This is a genomic window from Streptomyces sp. HUAS 31, assembly GCF_028198125.1.
Taxonomy (GTDB): Bacteria; Actinomycetota; Actinomycetes; order Streptomycetales; family Streptomycetaceae; genus Streptomyces; species Streptomyces chartreusis.
The window spans coordinates 4316285-4342659 of sequence record NZ_CP116353.1 but is presented as its reverse complement, the minus strand read 5'-3'; the positions used below and the strand labels follow the sequence as shown (position 1 = coordinate 4342659).

23 protein-coding genes are annotated in these 26375 nt (G+C 71.6%); 14 read left to right on the top strand and 9 right to left on the bottom strand.

The annotated features are described in order from the left end of the window. Positions 1-70: 70 nt before the first annotated feature. Positions 71-826 carry an SIS domain-containing protein gene (locus PGH47_RS19080; RefSeq protein WP_271664442.1) on the bottom strand — a complete coding sequence of 252 codons (756 nt, stop codon included), beginning with the start codon at positions 824-826 and terminating at the stop codon, positions 71-73. A 350-nt stretch (positions 827-1176) separates the two neighbouring features. Here PGH47_RS19080 and PGH47_RS19075 point away from each other — a divergent pair, with 350 nt between their 5' ends. Together PGH47_RS19075 and PGH47_RS19070 are read left to right on the top strand one after the other, a co-directional pair. After that, a complete protein-coding gene (locus PGH47_RS19075; protein WP_004000347.1) occupies positions 1177-1869 on the top strand; it encodes a metal-dependent transcriptional regulator in 693 nt (230 codons plus the stop codon). A 692-nt stretch (positions 1870-2561) separates the two neighbouring features. Then, on the top strand, positions 2562-3431 hold the full coding sequence (locus tag PGH47_RS19070) for an alpha/beta fold hydrolase (RefSeq protein ID WP_271664441.1): 870 nt from the start codon (positions 2562-2564) through the stop codon (positions 3429-3431). A 104-nt stretch (positions 3432-3535) separates the two neighbouring features. On the opposite strand, the gene PGH47_RS19065 is transcribed toward PGH47_RS19070, so the two are convergent. The 3 genes from PGH47_RS19065 to PGH47_RS19055 all read right to left on the bottom strand — a co-directional run bounded on the left by PGH47_RS19065 (position 3536) and on the right by PGH47_RS19055 (position 6653). After that, positions 3536-5128: a transporter gene (locus PGH47_RS19065; RefSeq protein WP_271664440.1), complete on the bottom strand. Its 1593-nt coding sequence runs from the start codon at positions 5126-5128 to the stop codon at positions 3536-3538. Beyond that, positions 5125-5898, bottom strand: coding sequence for an ABC transporter ATP-binding protein (locus PGH47_RS19060; protein ID WP_271664439.1), 774 nt, complete (start codon positions 5896-5898; stop codon positions 5125-5127). The genes PGH47_RS19065 and PGH47_RS19060 overlap by 4 nt, the downstream gene beginning before the upstream one ends. Before the next feature lie 92 nt (positions 5899-5990). Further along, entirely contained in the window at positions 5991-6653 is a 663-nt protein-coding gene (locus PGH47_RS19055; protein ID WP_126902288.1) for a bifunctional DNA primase/polymerase, read from the bottom strand. A gap of 318 nt (positions 6654-6971) precedes the next feature. Here PGH47_RS19055 and PGH47_RS19050 point away from each other — a divergent pair, with 318 nt between their 5' ends. After that, a complete protein-coding gene (locus tag PGH47_RS19050; protein WP_150501701.1) occupies positions 6972-8357 on the top strand; it encodes a transcriptional regulator in 1386 nt (461 codons plus the stop codon). Positions 8358-8558: 201 nt separating this feature from the next. Beyond that, positions 8559-10436, top strand: a complete 1878-nt coding sequence (locus PGH47_RS19045) for a hypothetical protein (protein WP_271664438.1) — start codon at positions 8559-8561, stop codon at positions 10434-10436. A gap of 54 nt (positions 10437-10490) precedes the next feature. Here PGH47_RS19045 and PGH47_RS19040 read toward each other — a convergent pair whose 3' ends face one another. After that, on the bottom strand, positions 10491-11798 hold the full coding sequence (locus PGH47_RS19040) for an ABC transporter substrate-binding protein (protein WP_271664437.1): 1308 nt from the start codon (positions 11796-11798) through the stop codon (positions 10491-10493). Between the two features lie 117 nt (positions 11799-11915). Between PGH47_RS19040 and PGH47_RS19035 the strand changes: the two genes are divergently transcribed. Both PGH47_RS19035 and purU read left to right on the top strand, forming a co-directional pair. Then, positions 11916-12416: an SCO4402 family protein gene (locus tag PGH47_RS19035; protein ID WP_093748808.1), complete on the top strand. Its 501-nt coding sequence runs from the start codon at positions 11916-11918 to the stop codon at positions 12414-12416. 82 nt (positions 12417-12498) lie between these two features. Then, entirely contained in the window at positions 12499-13380 is an 882-nt protein-coding gene (gene purU, locus PGH47_RS19030) for a formyltetrahydrofolate deformylase (RefSeq protein WP_030957250.1), read from the top strand. Between the two features lie 168 nt (positions 13381-13548). Here the strand turns inward: purU and PGH47_RS19025 are convergent, their stop codons facing one another. Beyond that, positions 13549-14808, bottom strand: coding sequence for a zf-HC2 domain-containing protein (locus PGH47_RS19025; RefSeq protein ID WP_271668094.1), 1260 nt, complete (start codon positions 14806-14808; stop codon positions 13549-13551). Positions 14809-14951: 143 nt separating this feature from the next. After that, on the bottom strand, positions 14952-15536 hold the full coding sequence (locus tag PGH47_RS19020) for a sigma-70 family RNA polymerase sigma factor (RefSeq protein ID WP_271664436.1): 585 nt from the start codon (positions 15534-15536) through the stop codon (positions 14952-14954). Between the two features lie 368 nt (positions 15537-15904). Between PGH47_RS19020 and PGH47_RS19015 the strand changes: the two genes are divergently transcribed. Next, complete coding sequence (locus tag PGH47_RS19015) at positions 15905-16285, top strand: STAS domain-containing protein (protein ID WP_030952270.1); 381 nt, start codon at positions 15905-15907, stop codon at positions 16283-16285. A 161-nt stretch (positions 16286-16446) separates the two neighbouring features. Then, the gene (locus tag PGH47_RS19010; RefSeq protein WP_107905996.1) at positions 16447-16959 is read left to right on the top strand and encodes an EF-hand domain-containing protein; all 513 of its coding nucleotides are present in this window, start codon (positions 16447-16449) and stop codon (positions 16957-16959) included. A gap of 2 nt (positions 16960-16961) precedes the next feature. On the opposite strand, the gene PGH47_RS19005 is transcribed toward PGH47_RS19010, so the two are convergent. Then, the gene (locus tag PGH47_RS19005) at positions 16962-18470 is read right to left on the bottom strand and encodes a class I adenylate-forming enzyme family protein (protein ID WP_271664435.1); all 1509 of its coding nucleotides are present in this window, start codon (positions 18468-18470) and stop codon (positions 16962-16964) included. Between the two features lie 165 nt (positions 18471-18635). Here PGH47_RS19005 and PGH47_RS19000 point away from each other — a divergent pair, with 165 nt between their 5' ends. The 3 genes from PGH47_RS19000 (at position 18636) to PGH47_RS18990 (ending at position 21645) form a co-directional block, all read left to right on the top strand. Then, a complete protein-coding gene (locus PGH47_RS19000; protein ID WP_271664434.1) occupies positions 18636-19769 on the top strand; it encodes an acyl-CoA dehydrogenase in 1134 nt (377 codons plus the stop codon). Between the two features lie 3 nt (positions 19770-19772). Continuing rightward, positions 19773-20675 (top strand): acyl-CoA dehydrogenase family protein, encoded by a 903-nt coding sequence (locus PGH47_RS18995; RefSeq protein WP_271664433.1) that lies wholly within the window; start codon positions 19773-19775, stop codon positions 20673-20675. Positions 20676-21183: 508 nt separating this feature from the next. Beyond that, complete coding sequence (locus tag PGH47_RS18990; protein ID WP_107905992.1) at positions 21184-21645, top strand: ATP-binding protein; 462 nt, start codon at positions 21184-21186, stop codon at positions 21643-21645. Positions 21646-22055: 410 nt separating this feature from the next. Here PGH47_RS18990 and PGH47_RS18985 read toward each other — a convergent pair whose 3' ends face one another. Further along, positions 22056-22982 (bottom strand): cyclase family protein, encoded by a 927-nt coding sequence (locus tag PGH47_RS18985; RefSeq protein ID WP_271664432.1) that lies wholly within the window; start codon positions 22980-22982, stop codon positions 22056-22058. Between the two features lie 96 nt (positions 22983-23078). On the opposite strand from PGH47_RS18985, the gene PGH47_RS18980 reads away from it, so the two are divergent. The 3 genes from PGH47_RS18980 (at position 23079) to PGH47_RS18970 (ending at position 26293) form a co-directional block, all read left to right on the top strand. Beyond that, complete coding sequence (locus PGH47_RS18980) at positions 23079-23993, top strand: SDR family NAD(P)-dependent oxidoreductase (RefSeq protein WP_271664431.1); 915 nt, start codon at positions 23079-23081, stop codon at positions 23991-23993. Positions 23994-24098: 105 nt separating this feature from the next. Next, a complete protein-coding gene (locus PGH47_RS18975) occupies positions 24099-25244 on the top strand; it encodes an acyl-CoA dehydrogenase family protein (protein ID WP_271664430.1) in 1146 nt (381 codons plus the stop codon). Next, the gene (locus PGH47_RS18970; RefSeq protein WP_271664429.1) at positions 25244-26293 is read left to right on the top strand and encodes an alcohol dehydrogenase catalytic domain-containing protein; all 1050 of its coding nucleotides are present in this window, start codon (positions 25244-25246) and stop codon (positions 26291-26293) included. The genes PGH47_RS18975 and PGH47_RS18970 overlap by 1 nt, the downstream gene beginning before the upstream one ends. The last annotated feature ends 82 nt before the right edge of the window (positions 26294-26375 follow it).

Genomic DNA, 26375 nt, shown 5'->3' with positions numbered 1-26375 from the left:
GGTCGCTCGCCGGGATCTCGCCGCGCCCGCCGCCGCCCCGCCCGGGGCCGCTCGCCCGGCCCCGCCCGCCTCACTGCCGGTAGAAGATCCGGTCCCCGTACTTCTCGAACACCCGCCTGTTCCAGTCGTGGCCGCCGTCGACGTTGCCCGAGCGCAGGAGCGGGGGCTCGATGCCGCGGTCGGCCAGGGTGGCGGCCGCGGTGGCCATGACGGACTGGAGGAGCGCCGAGGTGACGACGGTGGACGCGGGGGCGAAGGGCGCGGGGATCGTGTCGAGGGTGAGTTCGGCGTCACCGATCGCGATCTTCGAGTCGAGGACGATGTCGCAGTGGTCCTTGAGGTAGGTCCCGGAGGCATGGCGGGACGTCGTCTCCGAGGCGTACGCCACCGAGGTCACGCCGATGACCCTGACACCGAGGGCGCGGGCGGCCATGGCCATCTCGACGGGGAGGGCGTTGCGGCCGGAGAGGGAGATGATCACCAGGGCGTCGCCGGAGCGCAGCGGAGAGCTTTCGAGGACCACGCTCGCGAGGCCGTCGACGCGTTCGAGGGCGGAGCCGAGTGTGGCGGGCATGACGTCGACGCCGACGACGCCGGGCACGGCCAGCAGGTTCATCAGGGCGAGGCCGCCCGCGCGGTAGACGACGTCCTGGGCGGCGAGGGAGGAGTGACCGGCGCCGAAGGCGAAGAGCCGGCCGTCGGCGGCGGCCGTGTCGGCGAGCAGGGTGCCGGCCGCCTCGATGTTCTCGGCCTCCTCGTCACGGACCCGCTGGAGCAGGCCGATCGCGGCGTCGAAGAACTGGTCGGCCGGCGTGCTGTCGCTCATGCGGGGCCCTCCCGGGTCGCGGATGCGAATGTGTCGCGGATCACCGTGCGGTCTGGACCAGTGCGGTGTCAATACGGTGCGTGTGCCCGTGGCGCCTGTGCGGGTTCGGTCGGGCGGGCGCAGTGCCGTCGGCGCGTCACTCCCGGTTCACTCCCGGTGCCGAAGCCGGTCGCGTACGGCCGCGGGGCCGCCGGGATACGGCCGGGGAGGGGCCGTACAACCCCTTGGTTCCAACGGCTCGGCACGGTTGTCAGTGGTATCCGGCAGAATTGAGTGCAGGGCCAGCGCACGCGCCGCGGAGCTGTCTCGCTTCCGGCTGAGCTAATCGCAGAGCTAATCGAGGGGCACGTATGTCCGGACTGATCGACACCACGGAGATGTATCTCCGCACCATCCTCGAGCTGGAGGAGGAAGGTGTGGTCCCCATGCGCGCCCGGATCGCCGAGCGGCTGGACCAGAGCGGACCGACCGTGAGCCAGACGGTGGCGCGGATGGAGCGCGACGGACTGGTGTCCGTGGCGTCCGACCGGCACCTGGAGCTGACGGACGAGGGGCGCCGGCTGGCCACCCGCGTCATGCGCAAGCACCGCCTCGCCGAGTGTCTGCTCGTCGATGTGATCGGGCTGGAGTGGGAGCAGGTGCACGCCGAGGCGTGTCGCTGGGAGCACGTGATGAGCGAGGCGGTGGAGCGCCGTGTGCTGGAGCTGCTGCGCCACCCCACCGAGTCGCCGTACGGCAACCCGATCCCCGGCCTGGAGGAGCTCGGCGAGAAGGACGGCGCCGACCCCTTCCTGGACGAGGGCATGGTCTCGCTCGCCGACCTCGACCCGGGTGTCGAGGGCAAGACGGTCGTGGTGCGCCGGATCGGTGAGCCGATCCAGACCGACGCGCAGCTGATGTACACGCTGCGCCGGGCGGGCGTGCAGCCCGGCTCGGTGGTGAGCGTGACCGAGTCCGCGGGCGGTGTGCTGGTGGGCAGCGGTGGTGAGGCGGCCGAGCTGGAGGCGGACGTCGCCTCGCATGTGTTCGTCGCGAAGCGCTGACCGGCGGCAGTCGTCCATCTCGAGTTCTCCCCCGTGTAATTCCCGGTAGGGGAACGGGAGTTGTGGTGATCCGTCGATCTTTTCCATTCCAAGATCCAGTACGCGGAATTGCAGCGCACGGCGGATTCGCGTGCGAGGCTGTCGCGTGAGGCATATGACCTGAGGGCTCTTGGTCGTGACGGACAGTGATGCGTCCGGCCGGGGAGGGGGCGCGAGGATGTGCCGTGAACGTGGAGAGGGCCCCGGCGCCGTGTGGCGCCGGGGCCTGTCCTCCCCTGTGCTGACCTGGAGCCCCGAGCTCTCAAGGTCATCCCCTTCGGACCGGTTTCCCCGAGCGGTCCGCCTCCCGGTGAAGATCTCCCCTCGACGGTGGCGATCAATCCTTGGAGGGGGTCACTCGAATGAGGGGTGTTGTCCGCGCGACCCGTTCTTTCGAATAGGGGTTCGATAGTCTGCGGGGTGACGGGTCATGCGGAACGTGCGCTTCAGGAATGTGCGCATAAGATCACGTCAGACACACAGGACATGCACATCGCGTGCGGGGGCATCCACGACACGTGCGGCGCAGGTGACGCAGGTGGCCCAAGGTGCTCGCGGAGGCGACGGCAGATACGGCAGGCACGGCAAGCAGGACGCGGATGACAGGACCGTCCGACTCGCGCGGTCCGAGCGGATCTAGGGGGGCCAGACCGATGGCGCGGCGCATCGACGTGACCGGGACCGGCGGCGTACGTCTCGCGGCCTGGGAGTTCGGCGACCCTCCCAAGACCGACCCCGCGAAAGAGCACGACGGCCGGCTCGGTGTCCTGTTACTGCACGGCCTGATGGGCCGCGCCTCGCACTGGGCCTCCACCGCCCGCTGGCTCTCCGAGCGGCACCGCGCCGTCGCCCTGGACCAGCGCGGTCACGGCCGCAGCGACAAGCCCGCGCAGGCCGCCTTCACCCGCGAGGCATACGTCGACGACGCCGAGGCCGCCCTCGAACAGCTCGGCCTCGCCCAGGCCGTCCTCGTCGGCCACGCCATGGGCGCGCTGACGGCCTGGCAGCTCGCCGCGAAGCGGCCCGATCTGGTGCGCGGCCTGATCATCTGCGACATGCGGGCCTCCGCGCTCGGCGCGGCCTCGCAGCGGGAGTGGTCGGACTGGTTCAAGTCCTGGCCCGTCCCCTTCGCCACGCTCGCCGACGTACGCAAGTGGTTCGGGGAGGACGACCCATGGGTCGAGCGCCCCAACCCCGCCCGGGGCGAGTTCTACGCCGAGGTCATGCACGAGTGCGAGGACGGCTGGCGGCCGGTCTTCGTGCCGGACCAGATGCTGCGGTCCCGGGAGACCTGGGTGTACGACGCGCACTGGGAGGAGCTCACGCAGGTGCAGTGCCCCACGCTCGTCGTGCGGGGGCTGGACGGTGAGCTCGGGCGGGCCGAGGCGCAGGAGATGGTGCGGGTGCTGCCGCGGGGGGAGTACGCGGAGGTGTCCGATGCGGGGCATCTTGTGCACTATGACCAGCCCGAGGGGTGGCGGGGGGCCATCGAGCCGTTCTTGGATGCGGTGCGGACCGGTTGATGCCGGGCGCCTTTGAGCTCGGTGCGTGCTGAGGGGCGGCGGCTGCGGGTGGTTCGTGGCTTGTCGCGCAGTTCCTCGCGCCCCTGAGGGGCGTTGCGGGACCGTCAGCCCTTGCTCACCGCCGTCAGGATCTCCGGGAGGCGGGCCGCCGTTCGTGGGGCCGCCAGGCGTAGGCCCAGGAATGTGATCGCCGCCCCGTACGCCGCTCCGCCGGGCAGCAGCAGCCAGGTCCAGTCGTCCCCGCCCTCGCTGACGTTCAGCCAGATCGTCACGGCGAGGACGGGGGCGCACAGCAGGGCGGCCGCGATCATGCCGCCGAAGATGGAGATCCAGGCCAGCCCCGACTGCCCGGGAGCGACGTTCTTGTAGCCCTCCTGCGGGATGGAGTACGGGAATCGGGCCGATGTCCACGCGCCGGTCGCCAGCATCGCGCCGAGCAGGGCCAGGGACAGGCCCAGCACCTCCGGCAGCTTGGGCCAGTCGCCGATGAGTGCCGTCGTCAGGACGGTGACGAGGGCGGCGTAGGGCAGGGTGATGAGCAGCAGCGCCAGGGCCCGGCCGCGCAGCTCGACGTAGGCGTCCCGGGGCGAGGAGATCGTCATCGCGACCATCCAGAACGCCGAGGTGTCCTGCCCGAACTGGTTGTACATCTGGATGCCGAGCATCCCGGCGGCGAAACAGGCGAAGTAGATCGAGCCGGTGCCCTGCAACGCGTTGAACAGCGGCACGATCAGACCGATGGCGAGCGAGGTCACCCAGGCCGCCTTGGTCTTCGGGTCGCGCCACACGTAGCGCAGACTGCGCTCCATGACGGTGCCGGTGCGCCCGGCCGGCAGCAGCCGGGACAGGCCCGTCGAGGTCCGCTCCCGTACGGCGGACTCGCCGGCCGCCTGGAGCGTGGAGCCATCGGGGGAGGTCATCAGCCGGGTCAGATGACGCGACCACACGGCGATCAGTCCCAGCAGGGTGCCCGCACTCAGCGCGAGTTGGAGCGCCCCGATCCCGTACGACCCCTCGCTCACCGACCGCACCGCCCCGATCGCGGATGCCGGCGGCACCCAGCGCAGCACGTCCGCCGCCGGGTCGAGCGGTTCCAGGCCCGAGGCGCCGAGCCGTTGCGCGCCGAAGTTCACGACCTGCGCGCCGATCGCGATGACCAGTCCGCTCAGCACCGCCAGATCACGGCCCTTGCGGCTGGTCAGCAGCCGGATGTTGGCGACGGCGACGGCCCGCGCGAGCGCCACGCACACCAGCAGGGCCAGGGCGACGGCGACTACGGCGACGACGTACGCGGCGGCGCCGTGCGCCACAGCGATCACCGAACCGGTGAGCAGGCACAGGGTGAACAGCGGGCCGATGCCGACCAGGGAGGCCACCAGCAGGGCCCGGACCAGCGGGCGGGGGCGCAGCGGCAGCATCACCAGCCGCGTCGGGTCGAGGGTCTCGTCCCCGCCGGGGAAGAACAGCGGCATCACGGCCCAGCCGAGCGCGAGGACCGCGACCAGGATGACGACCACGGTGTCGGCGTGCGCGTGGCCGCGCAGCATGATCAGGCCCAGGAGCTGCAGCGCGGCGAAGAGGAGGGCCACCACGGCCGAGGCGACGTATGCGGCCCGGCGGCCACCGGACTGCCGTAGTCCGTTGACGAGGAGCGACAGCTTCAGCCGGACGAAGACGCCGGTCACGTCGGTGCTCATCGGGCCCCGCCGCCCAGCCAGTCGAGGTCGGAGGCGGCGGTGTCGCGGCCGTTCGCGCCGACGAGTTCGAGGAACGCCTGCTGCAACGAGCCGGCCTCGCCGCGCACTTCGGTGAGCGGGCCGTGGGCCCGGATGCGGCCGGCGGCCATGACGGCGACCCAGTCGCAGAGCGACTCGACCAGCTCCATGACGTGGGAGGAGAAGACGACGGTCGCGCCGGAGGCGGTGTAGCGCTCCAGGACGCCGCGGATGGTCTGCGCGGAGACGGGATCGACGCCCTCGAACGGCTCGTCCAGGAACAGCACTTCGGGATTGTGCAGCAGCGCCGCCGCGAGCCCGATCTTCTTGCGCATACCGGTCGAGTAGTCGACGACCAGCTTGTGCTGGGCGCCCGCCAGATCGAGAACGTCGAGCAGCTGGGTGGCCCGCTTGTCGACCTCGGCGCCGGGCAGCCCGCGCAACCGCCCCGTGTACGCGAGGAGTTCCCGCCCGGAGAGCCGCTCGAACAGCCGCAGCCCCTCGGGCAGCACCCCGATCCGCGCCTTCACCTCGACGGGGTCGCGCCAGACGTCGTGCCCGACCACCTCGACGGACCCCTGATCGGGCCGCAGCAGCCCGGTCACCATGGAGAGGGTCGTGGTCTTCCCGGCACCGTTCGGACCGACGAGCCCGATGAACTTCCCGGCGGGCAGCTCAAGATCGATCCCCGCAACGGCAACCTGCTGCCCGAACCGCTTCCAGAGCCCACTCACACTTACGGCCGACGTCATGAACGCCAACCCTAAGGGGCGCGGGGAACTGCGCGACAAGCCACGACGAATCCGCAGTCGCCGACGGTGAACGCGTGGCAGATCGACCGGCGCTACCGGTCCCGCCCGCACGCGTAGGCGAGCGGCGAGATCAACTCCTCCGCGTCCGGCAGCCACCGGTTCGCCGGCGTCGGCCGGCAGGCCCACTGCACGGCACCCCGCGACCCGAACCGCGTGGGCGGCCCGGCGACGTACGCCCCCTCGCCGAGCGCCACCAGGTCCAGCGACCCGACCGACCACCCCAACTTGCGCACCAGGTCCGGAACCTTCACCGCCGCACCCGGCAGCACGAAGAAGTTCATCCGGCGGTCCGGCGCCAGCGTCACCGGCCCCAGCGACAGCTCCATCCGCTCCATCCGGGCCAGGGCCAGGAACCCGGCCGTCTCCGGGACGGAGATCGCGTCGAACGTGCGCCCCGTCGGCAGCAGGATCGACGCGGTGGGCTGCTTCTGCCACATCCGTCGCGCCACCGTCGCGCTCCCGGTCGCCTGTGACGCCCAGTCCGGGCGCGCGGGGTGCGCACCGGGCGCGGGGCAGGCGGCGTCACCACACGAGCAGTACTGCACGCCGTCGACGGCCTCCAGCCAGGTCCCCGGGAACACGTCCCAGTGACGCTCCTCGGCATAGCGAACGGCGGTCTCCAGCAGCGTTTCGCCGCGCTGCTTGGGAATCTGTGCGGCTTCGGTGGCCGGGATCGTCTCTTCCACGCCCAACACAACTCCCGCACCCACCTCGGGTTACGGGCGTCGCGCGCGCGGGGGAGGAGCATTGATTTCTCATCTGGGGCGCATGGGTGCATGTGTGGGGGCGCGCGGGAGGATCGGCGGCCGGGTGTGGGTAGCCCACTGTGGGGTCGGCTTCCGCCTTTACCCCGGCAATCCTCACAAGCCTCGCATTTTCGGTATGCCGACGGGGCATTGATCTTCACGGCCGGATTCTTGCGGTGCACAGCCAGTGCCCCCGGGCCGGATCCGGCCGTGGAAGACACGTCAACTCGGTGCGTGGGCAGGCACCGCAGCCACAGGGGGTACGCCATGGCCGCAAGGCCTCTCGTCGCGCGACAGCCGAACGAACGGCTGCAGGCGCTCATCCAGGAAGCGGGCTGCTCGAACGCCGGGCTGGCCCGCCGGGTCAACATGTGCGGCGCCGAGCACGGTCTCGATCTGCGCTACGACAAGACGTCCGTGGCGCGTTGGCTGCGCGGACAGCAGCCGCGGGGACGGGCGCCGGCGATCATCGCCGAGGCGCTCGGCCGCAAACTCGGCCGTACGGTCACGATCGACGAGATCGGCATGGCCAACGGCAAGAATCTCGCGTCCGGCGTCGGCCTCCAGTTCTCGCCGACGGTACTGGGAGCCATCGAGCAGGTCTGTGAGCTCTGGCGCAGTGACGTGGGCCGCAGGGACTTCCTGTCCGGCTCGTCCGTCGCCGCGTCCGCGCTGGTCGAGCCCAGCCGCGACTGGCTGATCTCGTCCCCGGACTCGCAGGTGTCGCGCTCGGCGGGCCCACGTGTGGGGCAGTCCGACGTGCAGGCCGTGCGCGCGATGACACAGGCGCTGGTCGACCTCGACCACCAGTACGGCAGCGGGCATGTGCGCCCGGTCGTCGTGCACTACCTCAACAGCGTCGTCTCCGGACTGCTGGCCGGCTCCTACCGGGAGGCGATCGGACGGGAACTCTTCGCGGCCGTCGCGCGGTTGACCGAGCTCGCCGGCTATATGGCCGTCGACACCGGTCAGCCGGGGCTCGCCCAGCGCTACTACATCCAGGCGCTGCGTCTGGCTCAGGCGGCGGGCGACCGTGGATACGGCGGCTATGTGCTGGCCGCCTCCATGAGCCACCTCGCCGCCCAGCTCGGCAACCCTCGCGAGATCGCGCAGCTGGCGCGGGCGGCGCAGGAAGGCGCACGGGGGCGCGTGACCCCTCGTGCGGAGGCCATGTTCCATGCGGCCGAGGCACGCGGGCACGCGTTGATGGGCGACGCGCGGGCCGCCCAGCTGGCGTCCGGGCGCGCGGTGGGCGCGCTGGAGTCGGCGGACGCGGAGTCCGGGGACGACCCGGCGTGGATCAAGCACTTCGACGAGGCCTACCTCGCCGACGAGTTGGCGCACTGCCATCGCGATCTCGGTCAGGCCGAGGCGGCGGCGCGCCGCGCGGAGGAGTCGCTCGCCGGGCTTCCGGAGACGAAGGCACGGCGCCGGGCCATCGGATATGTGTTGCTCGCCACAGCTCAGGTGCAGCAGCGCGAGGTCGAACAGGCCTGCCACACCGGCCTGAAGGCGGTCGAGCTCCTGGAGACCCTGCGCTCCAACCGTGGCGCCGAGTATCTGGAGGACTTCCAGCAGCGGCTGGAGCCGTTCCGGGACGAGCCGGTGGTCAGGGAGTTCGGGGCACGTCTGGATCTTCAGGCGGCTGCGTGAAATCACCGGGCACCTACAGGTGAACGGCGGGGAAATGAAGATGCCGGCCGACTGAGGGGGACAAAGGCAGCGGTTGGGGGACCCGAGTGTCAGCGCGGTCACAGGGATCACGGTCACGTCCCGGGCTGCGTGGCACCCGGATCGGCGGAGCCGGTAGCGTGAGCCGACGATGCACAAGGTCCCCCATTAGTAGGAGCCCCGGTGACGCAGAGTGGACGGAGCGAGGAGCCCTCGGCGCGGCCCGCGCGCGAAGGCATCGTGCTGCCCTCCGACGGTGGTGAGCCGCTGCTGCCGGGTATGACGGGCGACCAGGGCGGCCGGCCGACCTCGGTGCCGGCGACACCGCCGACCGCACCCCCGCCCTCGGCACCGCCGGGCGGTCAGGCATGGGGCACCCCTTGGGGACCCGAGCAGAACCCGCCCGCGCAGGGCCAGGCCTGGGGCACGCAGCCCGGGCACGAGTGGGGCCGGCAGGGGCAGCAGCCGGGGCAGGCACCCCAGCAGCCGGAGCACCAGGCGTATCAGTCGCCTCAGCCGGACCATCAGGCGTATCAGTCGCCTCAGCCGGACCATCAGGCGTATCAGTCGCCTCAGCCGGACCACCAGGCGTACCAGTCGCCTCAGCCGGACCACCAGGCGTACCAGTCGCCCCAGCCGGACAACCAGGCCTACCAGTTGCCGCAGCACGACCAGTCGTACCAGTCGCCGTCGCCGGCCCCGTGGGGCGCGGCGCCGGAGGCCGGGGGTGGCATGCCGGCCCAGCCGATGCCACAGGACGGCGGGCTGTACGGGGGCGGGGCGCAGGGTCCGGCGGCCGGTGCGCCGTCGTACGGCCAGAGCGCGCCGGCCGGTTACGGACAGGGCGGGACGTCGTCCGCGCCGCTGCCGCCCGAGGGCCGGCACGGGCAGGGCGCCGCGCTGCCGCCCGCCGGTGGCTTCGGAGCCCCGCTGCCGCCCGCCGACGAGGGCGCCACTCAGTACATACCCCCGGTCGCCGGTGGCCCCAGGGGCGCCGACGACCAGGCCACCAGCTTCCTCCCGCCCGTCGCCGCGCCCGCCGCGGACGAAGGGGCGACGCAGTTCATCCCGCCGGTGGGACCGGGGGCGCTGCCGCCCGAGGTGTCCAGTGAGAGCACCCAGGTGCTCGGACGGGCCGGGCAGGCCGGCGGCGCCGGGCCGATGCCGCCCGTCTCCGGGGGCGACGCGGACGCCACGCAGTACATCCCGCCGGTGACCGACCGGCCGGGCGGCGGGGAGCGGCAGCCGCTGTCCGACTTCGACAACCTTTTCCGCAGCGACTCGGCCGGCCAGGCCCCCGCCGGGGCCACCCAGCACCTGCCGCGCTTCCAGCAGCCCCAGCAGCACCAGCAGGCGCCGGCGTTCTTCCCGCCGGGGCAGCAAGGTGCCGGTGACGACGACGGCGGACGGGGCGGCCGCGGTGGCCGTACCGGATCGCGGCTGCCGCTCATCGCCGCCGTGGGCGTCGGGATCGCCGTCCTCGGCATCGGCGCGGGCGCGCTGCTCGCCGGCGGGGGCGGGGACGACGACAAGGGCGAGGAGAACCAACCCGTCTCCGCCACGGCCCCGGCGAACGAGGACTCCGCCTCGCCGTCCGCCGACCCGGCCGAGCAGCAGGCGGTCGCCCTGGACAAGCTGCTCGCCGACAGCGGCGACAGCCGTACGTCCGTGATCAACGCGGTGGACGCCGTGAAGTCCTGCGACAACCTCGGCAAGGCAGCCCAGGATCTGCGGGACGCCGCCCGCCAGCGCAACCAGCTGGTGACCGACCTCTCCAAGCTCTCCGTCGACCAGCTCCCGAACCACGCCGCGCTGACCGGCGCGCTGAACAAGGCGTGGCAGGCGTCGGCGTCCGCCGACGACCACTACGCGGCGTGGGCCGACCAGGTCGCCGGCAACAAGAAGCTGTGCAAGAAGGGCCAGGCCCGCTCCACAGGCCAGACCCAGGCCGGCAACCGCGCGAGCGGTACCGCCAGCGAGCAGAAGAAGACCGCGTCGGGGCTGTGGAACGAGATCGCGAAGAAGTACGGCCTGACCGAGCGGCAGCCGACCCAGCTGTAGTACGGGCGCGGACACCGGCCGCCCGCGGGAAGCGGGGCGGCCGGACCGGGCGGGTCAGTTCAGGTCGGCGTTCTGGAGCGTCCTCGTCACGTCGATGAAGCCCTTGCGGGCCGCCACCAGCCGGCCGTCCCGGACGACCTGGAGGGTCACCGCGCGGTTGACCAGCCGGGGGAAGCCGACGGAGGCCAGGACGTCCTGGAACTTCCACTGCAGGGTCGGCGTCAGACCGCCCGTGGGCACCTTCAGGCCCTCGTTCAGCGCCCCCCGCACGGAGTCGGCGGTCACCGCGCCGTCGCCGATCGACTCGACGACCTTCTTGAACACCGTGTACGCGATCCACGTCGTCTGTACGCCGGCGTCCGCGGGGTCGATGCGGTTGTCGCCGAAGGCCTGCTCGCTGATGACCTTCTTCATCGGGTCCCAGCGCGGGTCGCTGGCGACCGGGTACCAGCCGGTGATGTACGAGCCGTCGTACGTCGACGCCCCGCCGGTCGCGTTGATCACGGTCTGGTCGACGCTGCCGAGGACGGCGGCGGTGCGCACCTCGGGGTAGTCCTTGCGAGCGCGCCGGAACGAGTCCAGGAACGTGCTGGTGCGGTCGCCGAGGGCCGGCACCACGCAGCCCTTGTCGGACGCGGCGGTGGCGGAGTGGTTCAGCGCCCGCACCGACTGGGCGTCGTAGGAGGTGGCGTCCTCGTCGGCGAGCTGGTCGTCGGGGGCCGCGTGCCCGGCCGACCTGAGGCCGGAGTTGAGCAGCGGCGGCAGTTCGTCGCCCGCGATGGTGTCGGGCCGTACCAGGGCGACGGGGCCGCAGGAGCGGCCCAGCTCCCTGCCGAGGCCCGCAAGCAGGGTGGGCTGGCCGCCGTTGACGGGGTAGGAGAGCGGGCTGGTGAACTCGGCGTTGGTGACGCCGTAGCCGCCTATGTACGGGATGCCGGCGCCCTCCAGGGAGGGCAGGAAGGTGTCGCCGTACTGGCTGTAGGAGCCGACGACCGCGACGGCGTTCTCCTCGACCGCGCGGTCGGCGCACTTGGCGGCGGCCACGCTGTCGTTGTGGTCGTTGCAGGTGATGACCTTCAGCTTGCGGCCGCCGAGGCCGCCGTGGGCGTTGACCCAGCGGGCGTACGCCTGCGCGAAGGCCGGCATACCTGGCTTGTTGGTCGCCTTGGTGTCCTGCGGGGCCCAGGTCATCACGGTGATCGTGTCATCCCCGGAACCCCCCGTGGCACCGGGGATGACACCACATCCGACGGCGAGTGACGCACACGCCACCAGTGCTGCCGCAGAGCGAGCCGCTGCTCTGACGGGCCGATTGGTGATCTTGGGGAGGAGGGTGCTGCGCATGCGTGGCCTGCCGGTCATGGACACGCACGATTCCGCCACACAACAAACCTGCGCGTGACCCTCGGTTATCGAGAGGTGACCAGAAGGTGAATTGCGGGGGCGAGTGAGGCGAGAATGAATGGGAACGTACGATCGGTGACCGTGCAAGGTTCGGATAGCTCTTCCCGTCGCGGCCGTCGCTCATCCACCATGGGCGGCATGCCACTCAACGACATGCCGTGGTGGCGCTGGCGCAGCAATGTGCGCTCCGCGCTGCACATGCTCTCCGACCCGGTCTTCCAGCGGGACGTCTGGCTCGCCGGCGTCGACGGGTACGGCGACGTGACCGACGCCGTCTACCGCCTGGTCGAGGACACCTGGCTGGACAACTGGTCCGCCGAGAAGTACGTCGGCACGATATTCCGGGACTCGCAGGAGGCGGCGCTCGTCGACACCGCCGTGCTGCGGGTGCTGCGGATCATGCACCAGGTCGGCCCGGACGCGCCGGTCTCCGCCTATATGGAGAACCAGCAGTGGCCGGAGGCGGTGCGGGCGGCGCGGGACGCGCACGTCCGGATGGCCATGGCCGACGGCGACGACCCGGAGGCCCCGCCGCGCACGCTCGAGGTGCTGCGGATCATGACGCGTTCCGCGTGACGTTCCGGCCGGTGCCGGGCGGGCGGTCCGGGTAGCGGGACGGCTGCCCGTCGGAGGCGTGGGATATGGGACCCTGTGCTGCATGAATGAGCAGTCCACCCGAGCCGCGGTCCCTGCCGAACAGTACGTCCTCACGCTGTCCTGCCCGGACAAGCAGGGCATCGTGCACGCCGTGTCGAGCTACCTCTTCATGACCGGCTGCAACATCGAGGACAGTCAGCAGTTCGGCGACCGTGACACGGGACTGTTCTTCATGCGGGTCCACTTCTCGGCGGAGGCGCCGGTGACGGTGGACAAACTGCGCGCGAGCTTCGCGGCGATCGGTGACTCCTTCCACATGGAGTGGCAGATCCACCGGGCCGAGGAGAAGATGCGGGTCCTGCTGATGGTCAGCAAGTTCGGGCACTGCCTGAACGACCTGTTGTTCCGCGCCAGTATCGGGGCGCTGCCGGTGGAGATCGCCGCCGTGGTGTCCAACCACACCGACTTCGCCGAGCTCGCGGGGTCCTACGACATTCCCTTCCACCACATCCCGGTGACCAAGGACAACAAGTCCGAGGCCGAGGCGCAGGTTCTGGAGATCGTGCGCGAGGAGGGTGTGGAGCTGGTCGTGCTGGCCCGCTACATGCAGGTCCTCTCGGACGACCTGTGCAAGCAGCTGAGCGGGCGGATCATCAACATCCACCACTCGTTCCTGCCGAGCTTCAAGGGCGCGAAGCCGTATCACCAGGCACACACCAGGGGCGTCAAGCTCATCGGCGCCACGGCCCATTACGTCACCGCGGACCTCGACGAGGGGCCGATCATCGAGCAGGAGGTCGAGCGGGTCGGACACGACGTCACCCCGGACCAACTGGTCGCGGTCGGGCGGGACGTGGAGTGCCAGGCGCTGGCGCGGGCCGTGAAGTGGCATGCGGAGCGGAGGATTCTGCTGAACGGGCGGCGGACGGTCGTGTTCGCCTAGTAGCTCGGGGCCGGGTGTTCCGGGGCGGCTGCGGGTGGGTGGGGGCTGGTCGCGCAGTCCCCGCGCCCCTTGAAGTACGTGCACTGGACGCGCCCCTTCAGGGGCGCGGGGAACTGCGCGAGCAACCACGTACCACCCGCAGCCGCCGACGAATCCGTGCCCGACCCCTCACATCCGGCTCAGGCTCGCCGCCGCGAACAGTACGTCCCTGATCGCCGTACGGTCACCGACCTGCCCCGCCGCGGCCTCCTCCGGCGGCACGTGGCCCGCCGCCAGTCGGCAGAACTCCGCGCCGTCCAGCGCCACATGGGCCACCTCGTGCTCCGCGGAGCCCACCGCCGCCGGGGAGTCCAGCGGGATCAGCCACTCGCCGCCGCCCGAACCCTCGATCTCCAGCCGCAGACTCCGGCCGGGCTCGCCGGCGGGCACCAGGTGGCGGTGCGGACCCGGCGGCGGGGACGCGAGACCGGCCTGGCGGCGGGCCGACAGCACCGTCGGGAGCATGCGGGCCGCCAGGTCCACCATGTGGTGCAGATCGCTGCCGGACGGCGGCTCGTAGGGGTAGTCCACCGCGTCGGCGATGTCCTCGGCGTGCACCCACGTCTCGAAGGCGCGGTCCAGCATCGCGTCGTGCAGCGGCAGCTCGAAGTCGCCGTAGGGCACGGACAGTTTGCCGGTGCCGCCGCCCGTGAAGGACACCGTGCGGACCAGGTCGTGGCTCTGCTCCCGCCAGGGCGCGCGCACCGCGCGCGTCGGCGGGTAGTGCGAGGCCCGCCAGTACGCCTCCGTGCGCCCGGACGGGGTCGCCCGGTCCACGGCCACCTCGCCCATCGGGTCCGCGAGGCCGAGCGCGACCGCCACCAGCCCGTCCACCGTCAGTAGATGCGCGATGACTCCGGCGACGGTCGTACGACGGCTCGTGGGCTCGTCCCCGCGGAACCACCGCAGCCGCACGGGCGCGTGCCACTCGGCGTCCCCGAAGTCCTGGAGCAGGGCGTCGAGCCTGGCAGTCTCCGCGTCGTACGGCGTCGCCCACGCGGGCACCGGGATGCGCGGCGGGCGCCGCTCCAGACAGCCCGCCAGGACTCGGGCGCGCAGGGACGGGTCGAGGTCGAGGCTCTCGGAGGGGTGCAGCAGGCCGACCGCCTCGCGCAGCCGCAGCGCCTCGTCCGCGCAGGAACCGCAGCCGCCGAGGTGGTCCTCCACGGCAGCGGTCTCCTGTGGCGAGCAGGCGGCCAGCGCCCACGCGCCGAGCAGTGACTTCAGCACGCGGTGGTCCAGGACGAGCGGCGCGGGCCGCGGCACGGCGTCGGGCAGCGGGCGTCCGGTGTCCTCGACGGAGGCCCGGGGCAGGGGTATGCGGGGCGGCCGGTCCGGTTCCGGCTTCGTCGAGGGGTGCTGGTCGTCGCCGTCGCCGCTGCTGTTCATGCCGTCGGCCGCGCGGTTCGAGTCCGCGGGGTCGTTGTCCTCCTGGTCCTTGTGATGCGCGTCGCCGTGGGGAGAGTCGTCGTACGGCTTGTTGTCGTCGTCGTTGTCATCGTTGTCGTACGCCTCGAAGCGTCCGGCCTCGTTCACGCCGCACCCCCGTATCCCGGTGGCGCCCCCGGGGCGGTTCCGGCGTCGTGGGCGGTGGCCAGCAGCTGGAGGCCCAGGCGCAGCCGGCGGCGGGCCTCGTCCTCGGTGACGCCGAGGTCGGCGGCGGTCTGGCGGTAGTCGCGGCGCTGGAAGTAGGCCAGCTCCAGGGCGGCGCGCAGCGGCACGGGCATGGACTGGACGATGTAGTCGGCGCGGGCGGCGACCGAGGCGTGCCGCACCTTGCGCTCCAGCTCCTCCGTCGAGCCCTGGCCGGCCTCGGCGAGCGCGGCGGTCTCGGTGGCGCGCAGCCGCTGCACGGCGAGGCGGTGGGTCAGCGTGGCGACCCAGGAGCGCAGCGGTCCCTGCTTGGGGTCGTAGGCGTCCGGGTGCTCCCAGACATGGGCGAACACGTCACGGGTGACGTGGTCGGCGGCGCGCTCGTCGCCCAGCACGGTGTGGGCGAGGCCGTGCACGAGCGAGGCGAACCGGTCGTAGAGCTCGCCGAGCGCGGCCGCCTCGCCGCGCGCCAGCCGCTGCTGCATCTTGCGGTCCCAGCGGGGCGGTGCGTCCTTCTTCGCCATAAGGCCCCCTCACCGGTCCGTCCCGGTCCAGCGTGCGTGTGCCGTCTCCACGAATGTAGTCGGCACGGTCGGACGCGCACGCCCCTTTGTCGCAATGTGCGCCCCTTGTAGAGCCATGGCTGGTGACACACCTCGCACTCGTGATAGGGGGACTCCTCGCACTCCGGTCGCACTCCGGTGGAGAGGCTCGCGTCGCTCGGCTACCCGGTCACCACATGATCAGACACGATCGAACAGGATCGAATGCGATGGGAACAAGCCTTTTCTGAACGGTGACCGTTTTCTGGAGGGCGTTTCAGGGAACAGCCGCTGGGCAGCCGCGCTGCAAGGAAGCGTAGGTGTCGCTTCCGTTTCAGCGAGCGAGGGGCATGGTGGTGACGTTCAAAGTGACCGGCGGCGAGCGCGGCGACTGGGCCGTGCTCCAGGTGTCGGGCGAGCTGGATCTGGTGACCTCGCCCGGATTGCGCCAGCACATCCATGACGTGGTGGCCGAAGGACGTCACAGCCTCGTCCTCGACCTCTCCGAGGTCCTGTTCTGCGACTCCAGCGGCGTCGGCGTGCTCATAGCCGCCCGGCGGCTGATCCGCTCCTGCCAGGGCAGCCTGCGGCTGATACTCCCGGCGCAGGGCGCGGCGGAGGGGTCGCACGTGAACCGGGTCCTCGGCGCGCTGGGTGTGCGCCGGCTCTTCGACGTGCACCCCGACCTGGCCTCGGCGGTCAAGGACGAGGCCGGACCGCTGTCCGCCTGAGCGCTCGCCCCGCGTACGCCGTTCCGCACGTCAGTGCCACATCGTTGTCCCAAAATTCCCCCGGTCTTGGCACAACGGCCCCTTTCCCGCGCCCGGACGGCCCCTGACGTCGTACGCTCCGTGACAGATGCACCCGACGAAGTGAGGCGGCCCGAAAAGACATGGTCAGCAGCGAGTACGAGCGCAGGATCGCGGCCCGGTTCGCCGGCTTCGACCAGGACGGCAACGGCTACATCGACCGGGAGGACTTCGTCGGGGCGGCCAAGGCGCTGCTCGCGGAGTTCGGCACCACCGCACGCTCCGACAAGGGCCAGGCCCTGTACATCGGTGCCGAGGCCTTCTGGCAGGGCATGGCCGGAATAGCGGACCGCGACGGCGACCAGCGGATCACCCGCGAGGAGTTCGTGAACGGCGCGGTCAAGCGCCTGCGCGACAATCCGGACCGGTTCGCCGAGATCGCCCGTCCCTTCCTGCACGCCGCCCTCGCCGTGGCCGACCCCGACGGCGACGGAGCCGCCACCGTCACCGACACCGCCCGCGTGCTGGTCTGCCTCGGTGTACCGCAGGACGTGGCGCAGGCCGCCGCCGGCACGCTCGACACCGACGGCGACGGCAAGGTGGCCGAGGGAGAGGTCGTCACGGCCTTCGCCCGCTACTTCACCGTCCCCGAGTAGCCCTACGACCCCGACGAGTACCGCTCCCTGAGCTTGTACTTGAGGACCTTCCGCAGGGTCTCGTTGCGCGGAAGGGCGTCCACCACCTCCAGCTGCTCCGGCAGCTTGTGCGTCGACAGCCCTTCCTCGCGCAGATAAGACGTCAGCGCCTGAAGGGTCAGCTCCGGCGCGCCGGACGGCTGTTCCACGACCGCGCAGACCCGCTCCCCGCGCTCGGGGTCCGGCAGCCCGATCACCGCCACGTCGCCGACGGCGGGATGCCGGTGCAGCAGGTCCTCGATCTCCTTCGCCGAGACGTTCTCGCCCTTGCGGATGATGACGTCCTTCAGGCGGCCGGTCAGCACCAGATGCCCACTGTCGGTCAGATGCCCGAGATCGCCGGTGCGCAGGAAGCCGTCCTCGTCGAAGGCCGCCGCCGTCTGTGCCGGATCCAGATAGCCCCGGCACACCGCCTCCCCGCGCAGCCGCACCTCCCCCTCGACGATCCGGATCTCCATCTCCCGCGGCGGCCGTCCCTCCGTCGTCGCGAGGTTCTCCGCGGTGTCGTCCGGCGCGCCCATCGTGATCATCGGCACCTCGGTCATGCCGTATCCGTGGGTCAGTTGCACGCCCATCTCGCGGACCACCGCGTGATAGACCTCAGGCGGCTTCGGCGCCCCGCCGCCCGCCAGCAGCCGCAGCGTGGGGACGGCCTTCGCGCCGTCCGGCTGCCTGCGCTGCTCGGCGAGGAACATCGAGTAGAACGCCGTCGAGCCGCCCGCGATCGTGACGCCGTGCCTTCGGTACCCCGCGAGCGCGTCAGGCATCGCGAACTGCTCGAACAGCACCGTGGGGAAGCCGTACAGCAGGACCATCACCATGTAGTCGGGGCCGCCTATGTGGGCGTAGGGGAAGGCGATCGAGCCGACGTCGGCGGACGTGGGGCGCAGGGCGTGCCCGAGGCAGGAGCCGCCCGCGATCAGCGAGCGGTCGGTGTGCAGGACGCCCTTGGGGTCGGAGGTGGTCCCCGAGGTCCAGTAGATCCAGCGCACCGAGGTGCCCTCGGCGGGCGGCGGGGGCAGTACGGCCGGATCGCCGTCGGGCAGGGTGTCGTACGCCTCGAAGATCCCCTTCGCGCCGAGGCGGCGGGCCATCTCGGTGTGGTCGAAGCCTCGCCACACACCCGGCACCGCGAAGAACTCCGCCTTCGACTCCCGCAGCGCGAAGCCGACTTCGCGGTCCCGGTAGAAGGGGATGACCGGCGACTGCACGGCGCCGAGGCGGGCCAGCGCGAAGGAGAGCAGGGCCGTCTCGATGCGGGTGGGCAACTGCCAGGCGACGACGGTGCCGGGGCGTACGCCCATGTCGTACAGGCCGGCCGCGACGCGCTCGGCACGCGCGTGCAGCGCGCCGAAGGTCAGCGTGCGGTCGTCCTGGAGGAGGACCGGGCGGTCGGGGCCGAGGTCGGCGCGGCGGGCGAGGAGATCCCAGAGGGTGCGGGAGGAACTCAGGGCGTGCGCGGTGTCGTTCATGACGGCCCCCTGCCACCAAGCGGTCGTGGTGTCCACATCAGAACTGACGGTCTGTCAGATCGTGGGCAGAGCGTAGGGCGGGATGCCTTGTCGGTCCAGGGGTGCGGGACTTAGCCTTCCCGCAGAGCTGTATCTGACGGTTCATCAGATATGGAGGGGCGCCACATGGACCTCGCGTACACCCCGGACGAGGAGGAGTTCCGGACCCGGCTGCGGGAGTGGCTGGCCAAGGCGCTGCCGACACTGCCGCCGAAGCCGTCCCCCGAGGACTGGCCGGGGCGTCGCGCCCACGACCTCGGCTGGCAGCGCATGCTCCACGACGCCGGGTACGGCGACGTCCACTGGGACGCGTCCCCGACCCTGCGGCTGATCTTCCTGGAGGAGACCGAGAAGGCGGGCGCCCCCTATGTGGGCGCGGGTTTCGTCGGGCTGCTGCACGCCGGGCCGACCATCGCCGCCGAGGGCACCGACGAGCAGCGGGCCCGCTGGCTGCCCCCGATCCTGCGCGGCGAGGAGGTCTGGTGCCAGGGCTTCAGCGAACCGGACGCCGGGTCCGACCTCGCGGCACTGCGCACGCATGCGCGCAGGGACGGCGACGACTACGTGGTCAGTGGGTCGAAGATCTGGACCTCGCACGCCGAAGTCGCCGACTGGTGCGAGCTGTTGGTCCGCACCGACCCCGACGCCCCCAAGCACCGCGGCATCAGCTGGCTGGCCATGCCCATGGATGCCCCCGGCATCACCGTACGGCCGCTCAAGACCCTCGCCGGCACCACCGAGTTCGCCGAGATGTTCCTCGACGAGGTGCGGGTTCCGGTCGCCAACCGGATCGGCGAGGAGAACGACGGCTGGCGCGTGACGATGGTGACCCTGTCCTTCGAGCGCGGCACGGCCTTCGTGGGCGAAGTGGTCGCCTGCCGCCGTGTGCTGCGCGAACTCGCCGCCGAGGCCCGCGGGAACGGCCGCTGGGACGACCCGGTGCTGCGCCGCCGGCTCGGGCGGCTGAACGCGGAGTTCCGGGCGCTGTGGCGGCTGACGCAGTGGAACGTCAGCGAGGCGGAGGCCGCCGACGGCATACCCGGCGTCGGGGGTTCGGTTTTCAAACTGAGGTACTCGCACGCCCGCCAGGAGCTCTTCGACGCCGCCGCCGAGGTGCTGGGGCCCGCCTCGCTGGACCTCGACCGGCCGTGGATGTCCGACCGGCTGTCTTCGCTGTCGTACACCATCGCGGCCGGCACCTCGCAGATCCAGCGGAACATCGTGGGCGAGCGGATTCTCGGGCTGCCGAAGGAGCGGTGACGGATGCGTTTCCAACTGACCGATGACCAGCGGGCGTTGCGGACCGGGGTGCGGGAGCTGCTGGCGCGGCGGTTCGGGCCCGAGCAGCTCAGGGCCGCCGTCGAGACGCCCGGGCGACTTCAGAAGGGGCTGTGGCGGGAGCTCGGCGAGGCCGGGTTCTTCGCGCTGCGGCTGCCCGAGAGCGAGGGCGGCGTCGGACTCGGCCTGCCCGAGGCGGTGTTGGCCTTCGAGGAGGCCGGGCGAGCGCTGCTGCCGGGGCCGCTCGTGGCCACCCACCTCGCGGCGGCCGAGGTGCCGGGCGCGGCCACCGGCGAGACGGTCGTGACGGACGTCGGCGGATGCGGGCTGGTGGAGTGGCTGCCGGCGGCGGATGTCGTACGGGGCGACGACGCCGGGGCCGTACCGCTGCGGTCGGTCGATCCGCTGACCCCGCTGCACCGGGTGCCCGACTCCCCTCCGGGCCGGGCTGCCGAAGCACCCGGCGCCGACCCCGCCGCCGTGCTCCTCACCGCCGCCGAACAACTGGGCAGCGCCACACGCGCGTGCGAACTCGCCGCGCAACACGCCCGGACGCGTGAGCAGTTCGGCCGGCCGATCGGAGCCTTCCAGGCGGTGAAGCACCTGTGCGCGGAGATGCTGGTGCGCACCGAGACCGCCCGCGCCGCCGTCTACGCGGCCGCCGTCACCGCCGACCCGGCCGACATCGACACCGCGCGGCTGCTCGCCGACGACGCCGCAGTGCGGGGCGCCCGCGACTGTCTCCAGGTGCACGGCGGCATGGGATTCACCTGGGAGTTCGAGGTCCATCTTCATCTGAAGCGCGCATGGGTGCGAACGCACCGTACGAGTGACGCTACGGAGAGTGAGGAACGGTTGGCCGCCGAGCTTCTCCTCGGTTCGGCCTGAAGGCCCCTGGTCTGCGGTATCGCCGACAGCGCCGAAATGGATGTCGCGGATCGTGGCATACCGGAATTACGGAGCGTTGATATCGGGTTGTGTCCTACGTGTGACTCGTCACGGCCTGGAGTCGGGCGTCCGCTCCGGTACCTTGTGTGAGATGCGAGTGGTTCCGAGCACGAGCCATGCCGGAGTTGCCCTTGAGGCGGCTCCGGATCCGGCGGTGCGCGCCGCTGTTCGCAAGGCGCGTGGGCGGTCTGCCCCAGCCTGTTCGACTCCCCGGGACAAGCGTCGCACAGTATGCCGCACGGGTACTCCTTCACGCTGGAATATGCCCGAAGCGCTTGTTGGGGTGACTGTACGTCAACCATGCTGTCAGCTAAGGGATTCACGTTCCGTGACCCTGGCTCCGGCCATTGATCTGGTCATGAAAAGAATGGCTAGGATCGTGGCCCTCGTGAGGCGCGGGGCTTTGTGTCCGCCGGTTCGGATGGTGTGAGCGGTGCAGGTGCTTCAAGTGCAGCTGGAGATCCGGCCCGACCCCGCTGAGGTGGGGCGAGCCCGGCGGTGGGCCCGCTCCCGGCTCGCCGGGTCCGGGATAGGCGCCGACGAGCCGCTCGCGGAGACCCTGATCCTGCTCGTGTCCGAACTGGTCACCAACGCCGTCGTGCACACCGGCTGTCCGGCCGTGCTGCGCCTGTCCCTTCCCGGAGCGGCCCAGGACGCCGCCACCGTCCGACTGGAGGTCGCCGATCGCAGCGGCCGCGCTCCCGTGCCGCGCTGCGCCGACGGCGACGCCACCGGCGGCCGGGGCCTCGCCCTCGTCGACGGCCTCGCGGACCGGTGGGGCTGGTGCTCCGAGGGCGGCGGCAAGCGGATCTGGTGCGAACTGGACCGCGACGCCGACTCGCAGAGCGCCGCCGCGGCCTACGGCAGCGGGTCCTCGGCCTACGAAGGGCTCGCGTACGAGGCGGTGTGACGGGCGCACGGAGCCGTAACTCCGGCGGATTCGGAGCACAGTTGCAGAAAGCGCTGTCCCCTGAGCTCGGGTATGTCTGGATGCGCCCGGGCATGCTTCTGTGCGCGCCTTCGAGAAACAGGGCGTAAGCAACAAATCCCCGAGTGGGTGTTGACGCCGCGTGTCCGGTTGATCACGCTTGTGGTCAGCGATTCGCCGTGAGGGGACGGCGAGGACTTCGGTGACGGAAGCCCTTGTCGAGAGCGGGTCGTGAATCGGCGTCGGTCTCTCCAGGGCCAGGAGAGGCCGGGGCGGGTGCGCCGGAGTCGGATGGCGGCGCGCGGTGCCGTGCCCGGGGAGGAAGGGGCATCTCCCGTTCGGGCGCGGCCGGAGGTCGGGGGAACCGCGCCGCCAACCGGCCTCGCCGGACCTCAGAGCACCGCCACGGGCGCGACGGGTGTGCCCGTGCCGCCGACGAAGGGCTCCGGCATCGCCGACAGCAGGAACGCATAGCGGCCTTCTTGTCCACAGGCTGTGGACAACTCTTCCAGGTTCCAGTTCTGCCCCTGGAGCATCCCCATCTCCACCAGGTCGAGCGCGTGCACGGGCAGCCACAGATCCTCTGTCTCGGGCGGAAATATCTCGAACGTGAGGGTGTCGTTGGCCACGGCCGCCACGTCGCGCGCGTGGAACCACTCCGGCGTACGGATCGACAGACCGGGCGAGGGATAGCCGTACGCGTGCTTGTCGCCGGCGAGAAGCACCTGGATCTGCCCCGTCCTTACGAGCACGATGTCGCCCGCGCGCACGCGCGTGCCCGCGAGCTCCTCGGCCGCCTCCAGGTCCTCCGGCGTGACCGCGTGCCCGCCGTCGAGCCGGGTGACGCCACGCGCGCGTGCCACGTCCAGCAGCACCCCGCGCGAGACGATGTGCCGCGCCTTGTCGATACCGCTGAACTCGGCGCCGCCGTGGGCGGTGATGGTGCCGGCGGGGCGGCCGTTGTAGAGCCGGCCCGAGTGCGAGACATGGGTGAGCGCGTCCCAGTGGGTGGCCGCCTGGAGGCCCATGGTCACGGCGTCGTCGCTGCACGCCACGGTGCCGGGGCCGAACAGCTCCTGGTTGATCTGCACCATCGTGTGCAGGGGGTTGATGCGCCCGGGGATCATCCCGGTCTGCACGCCGTCCTCCTTCAGGGGCAGCGCGAGCGGGACGCGGCGGCCGGTGCGGACGCAGGCGGCCGCCTCGCGGACGACGTCGTCGGTGATGAGGTTCAGGGTGCCGATCTCGTCGTCGGCGCCCCAACGCCCCCAGTTGTTCACGCGCTTGGCGATCTCGTGGAACGCGTCCGGCAGTGACATGAGTCCCTCCCCGGGGCTTGTCTCCGCGTATCTGACGGGTCGTAGAATCAAGTCGAATCTAACGGACCGTCAGAAACTGCGGGAAGGGGCCGGGGCGTGGGGAACTTCTTGGCAGGCAAGGTCGTCGCCGTGACGGGCGCCGGGCGGGGCATCGGACGGGCGGTGGCGCTCGCCGCCGCGGCCGAGGGCGCGCGGGTGGTCGTCAACGACTACGGGGTGTCCATGGACGGGGCCTCGCCCACGAGCGAGGTCGCCGAGGCCGTGGTCAAGGAGATCGAGGCGGCGGGCGGGCAAGCGGTCGCCGTGGCCGACGACGTCTCCACCATGGCCGGCGGACAGCGGATCGTGGACACGGCACTGTCGTCGTACGGACGCCTCGACGGAGTCGTGTGCGTCGCCGGGATCCTGCGCGAGCGGATGCTGTTCAACATGTCCGAGGAGGAGTGGGACCCGGTGGTCGCCACCCATCTGAAGGGCACGTTCACCGTGTTCCGGGCCGCGTCGGCCGTGATGCGGGGGCAGCGGGCGGGGACGTTGATCGGATTCACCAGCGGCAACCACCAGGGGTCGGTCTCGCAGGCCAACTACAGCGCGGCGAAGGGCGGGATCATCTCGCTCGTGCGCAGCGCGGCGCTCGGCCTGCACAAGTACGGGGTGACCGCGAACGCCGTCGCGCCGGTCGCCCGTACGCGCATGTCCGCCAACGTTCCCATGGAGCTCGCGGAGATCGGGGAGCCGGAGGACGTGGCCGCGCTGGTGGTGTACCTGCTGTCGGACGCGGCGCGGGAGCACGAGGTGACCGGGCAGGTGTACACCGTCGCCGGGCCGAGGATCGCGGTGTGGGCGCAGCCGCGGGAGCTGCGCTCGGCCTACGCCGAGGGGGCGTGGACGCCGGAGCGGATCGCGGAGGTTCTGCCGGGGTCCGTGGGGGTGGATCCGATGCCGATGCTGGCTCGGGTGGAGGCGATGGAGAGGGCCGCGCGCTCGGGGGACCGGCCGAACGCCCAATAGTCCGGGGCGGTTCGTCGTGGGGCGGCTGCGGGCCTGTTGTGGCTGGTCGCGCGGTTCCCCGCGCCCCTGGGGGTTTCAGCAGTCCGGCATCAAGAGGAGAGGTCAGTGGACTTTCAATTCGCCGCCGAGGACGAGACGTTCCGCGCGGACGTGCGGGCGTGGCTCTCCGAGCATGCCGGGAGTGCGCAGGACCGGCGGGCCTGGGAACAGGCCCTCGGGAAGGGCGGGTGGATCGGGCTCGGGTGGGGGGAGGGCGGGTTCGGGAACCGGGTCGCCACGCTCACTCAGCAGGTCGTGTGGGCCGAGGAGTACGCGCGGTCGGGGGCGCCCGCGCGGTCCGGGCACATCGGGGAGAAGCTGCTCGCGCCGACGCTGCTCGCGCACGGGAGCGAGGAACAGAAGGCGCGGTTCCTGCCGCCGATCGCGCTCGGCGAGGAGCTGTGGTGCCAGGGGTACAGCGAGCCCGGGGCGGGGTCGGACCTCGCCGGGGTGCGTACGAAGGCAGAGCGGGCCTCGGACGGGACGTACCGCGTCACCGGGCAGAAGATCTGGACCTCCCTCGCCCATGAGGCGGACTGGTGCTTCGTGCTGGCCCGCACCGAGCCGGACTCCCGGCGCCACCGCGGACTGAGCTTCCTGCTCGTCCCGATGGACCAGCCGGGGCGTATCGAGGTGCGGCCGATCCGGCAGATGACCGGCACCAGCGAGTTCAACGAGGTCTTCTTCGACGGTGCGCGCGCCGAGCACGTCGTCGGCGGTGAGGGCGCCGGGTGGCAGGTCGCGATGAGTCTGCTCGGGTTCGAGCGCGGGGTCTCCACGCTCGCCCAGCAGATCGGTTTCGCAGGGGAGCTGGCCCGGGTCGTGGGAGCGGCCGTGCGGTCCGGCGCCGCGGCGGATCCCGTCGTACGGGACCGGCTGGTGCGGCAGTGGGCCGAGCTGCGGGTGATGCGGTGGAACGCCCTGCGGACGCTGGGGAGTTCGGGCGACGCGGGCGCGCCGAGCGTGGCCAAGCTGCTGTGGGGCGGCTGGCACCAGCGGCTCGGGGAACTGGCGATGCAGGTGCGCGGGGCTTCGGCGAGCGCGGGGCCGCGGGAGTGGGCGCCCTCGACGCCGTACGAACTCGACGACGCCCAGCATCTGTTCCTGTTCTCCCGCGCCGACACCATCTACGGCGGTTCCGACCAGGTTCAGCGCACGATCATCGCCGAGCGGGTGCTCGGTCTGCCCAGGGAGCCCAAGGGGGTCGTCTGATGCGCGCAGTGATGTTCGACGGCAAGCGGGTCGAGGTCGTGGACGACCTGGAGGTACGGGATCCGGGGCCGGGCGAGGTGCTGGTCGCCGTCTCGGCGGCCGGGTTGTGCCACAGCGACCTGTCGGTGGTGGACGGAACCATACCTTTCCCCGTTCCTGTGGTGCTGGGCCATGAGGGCGCGGGGGTGGTGGAGGCCGTCGGTGTGGGGGTCACCCATGTCGAGCCCGGGGACCATGTGGCGCTGTCCACGCTCGCCAACTGCGGTGCGTGCGCCGAGTGCGACCGGGGGCGGCCGACCATGTGCCGGCAGGCCATAGGGCGGCCGGGAAGGCCGTTCCGGCGGGGCGAGCAGGCCGTGTTCCAGTTCGCGTCCAACTCCGCCTTCGCCGAACGCACCGTGGTGAAGGCCGTGCAGGTGGTGCGGATCCCGAAGGACATTCCGCTGCCGTCCGCCGCGTTGATCGGGTGCGGGGTGCTGACCGGGGTGGGGGCCGTGCTGAACCGGGCGCGGGTCGACCGCGGGGACCGCGTCGTCGTGATCGGCGCGGGCGGGATCGGGCTCAACGTCATCCAGGGCGCGCGGATCGCGGGCGCGCTGCGGATCGTGGCGGTCGACGCCAACCCGGCGAAGGAGGCGGTGGCGCGGCAGTTCGGGGCGACGGACTTCCTGACGTCGGTGGAGGGCGTGCGGGACCTGCTGCCGACGGGCGCCGACCACACCTTCGAGTGCGTGGGGCGCGTCGAGCTGATCCGGGCCGCCGTCGATCTCCTGGACCGGCAGGGGCAGGCCGTACTTCTCGGGGTGCCGGCGGCCACCGCCGAGGCGTCCTTCCTGGTGTCCTCGATGTACCTCGACAAGTCGATCCTGGGCTGCCGCTACGGGTCGTCGAGGCCGCAGCGGGACATCGCGCTGTACGCCGAGCTGTACGGGGCCGGGCGGCTCATGCTGGACGAGTTGGTGACCCAGACGTATCCGGTGGAGGAGTTCGAACGGGCGGCGGCGGACGCGGAGGCGGGGAAGGTGGCGCGCGGGGTGCTGACGTTCTGAGGTCGCGAGGTCCCCGGGGGCCGCGCGGCGGGGTTTTCCACAGGCCCGGAAAACGGCTGCCGTGTTGTCGGTGGCGGCACTT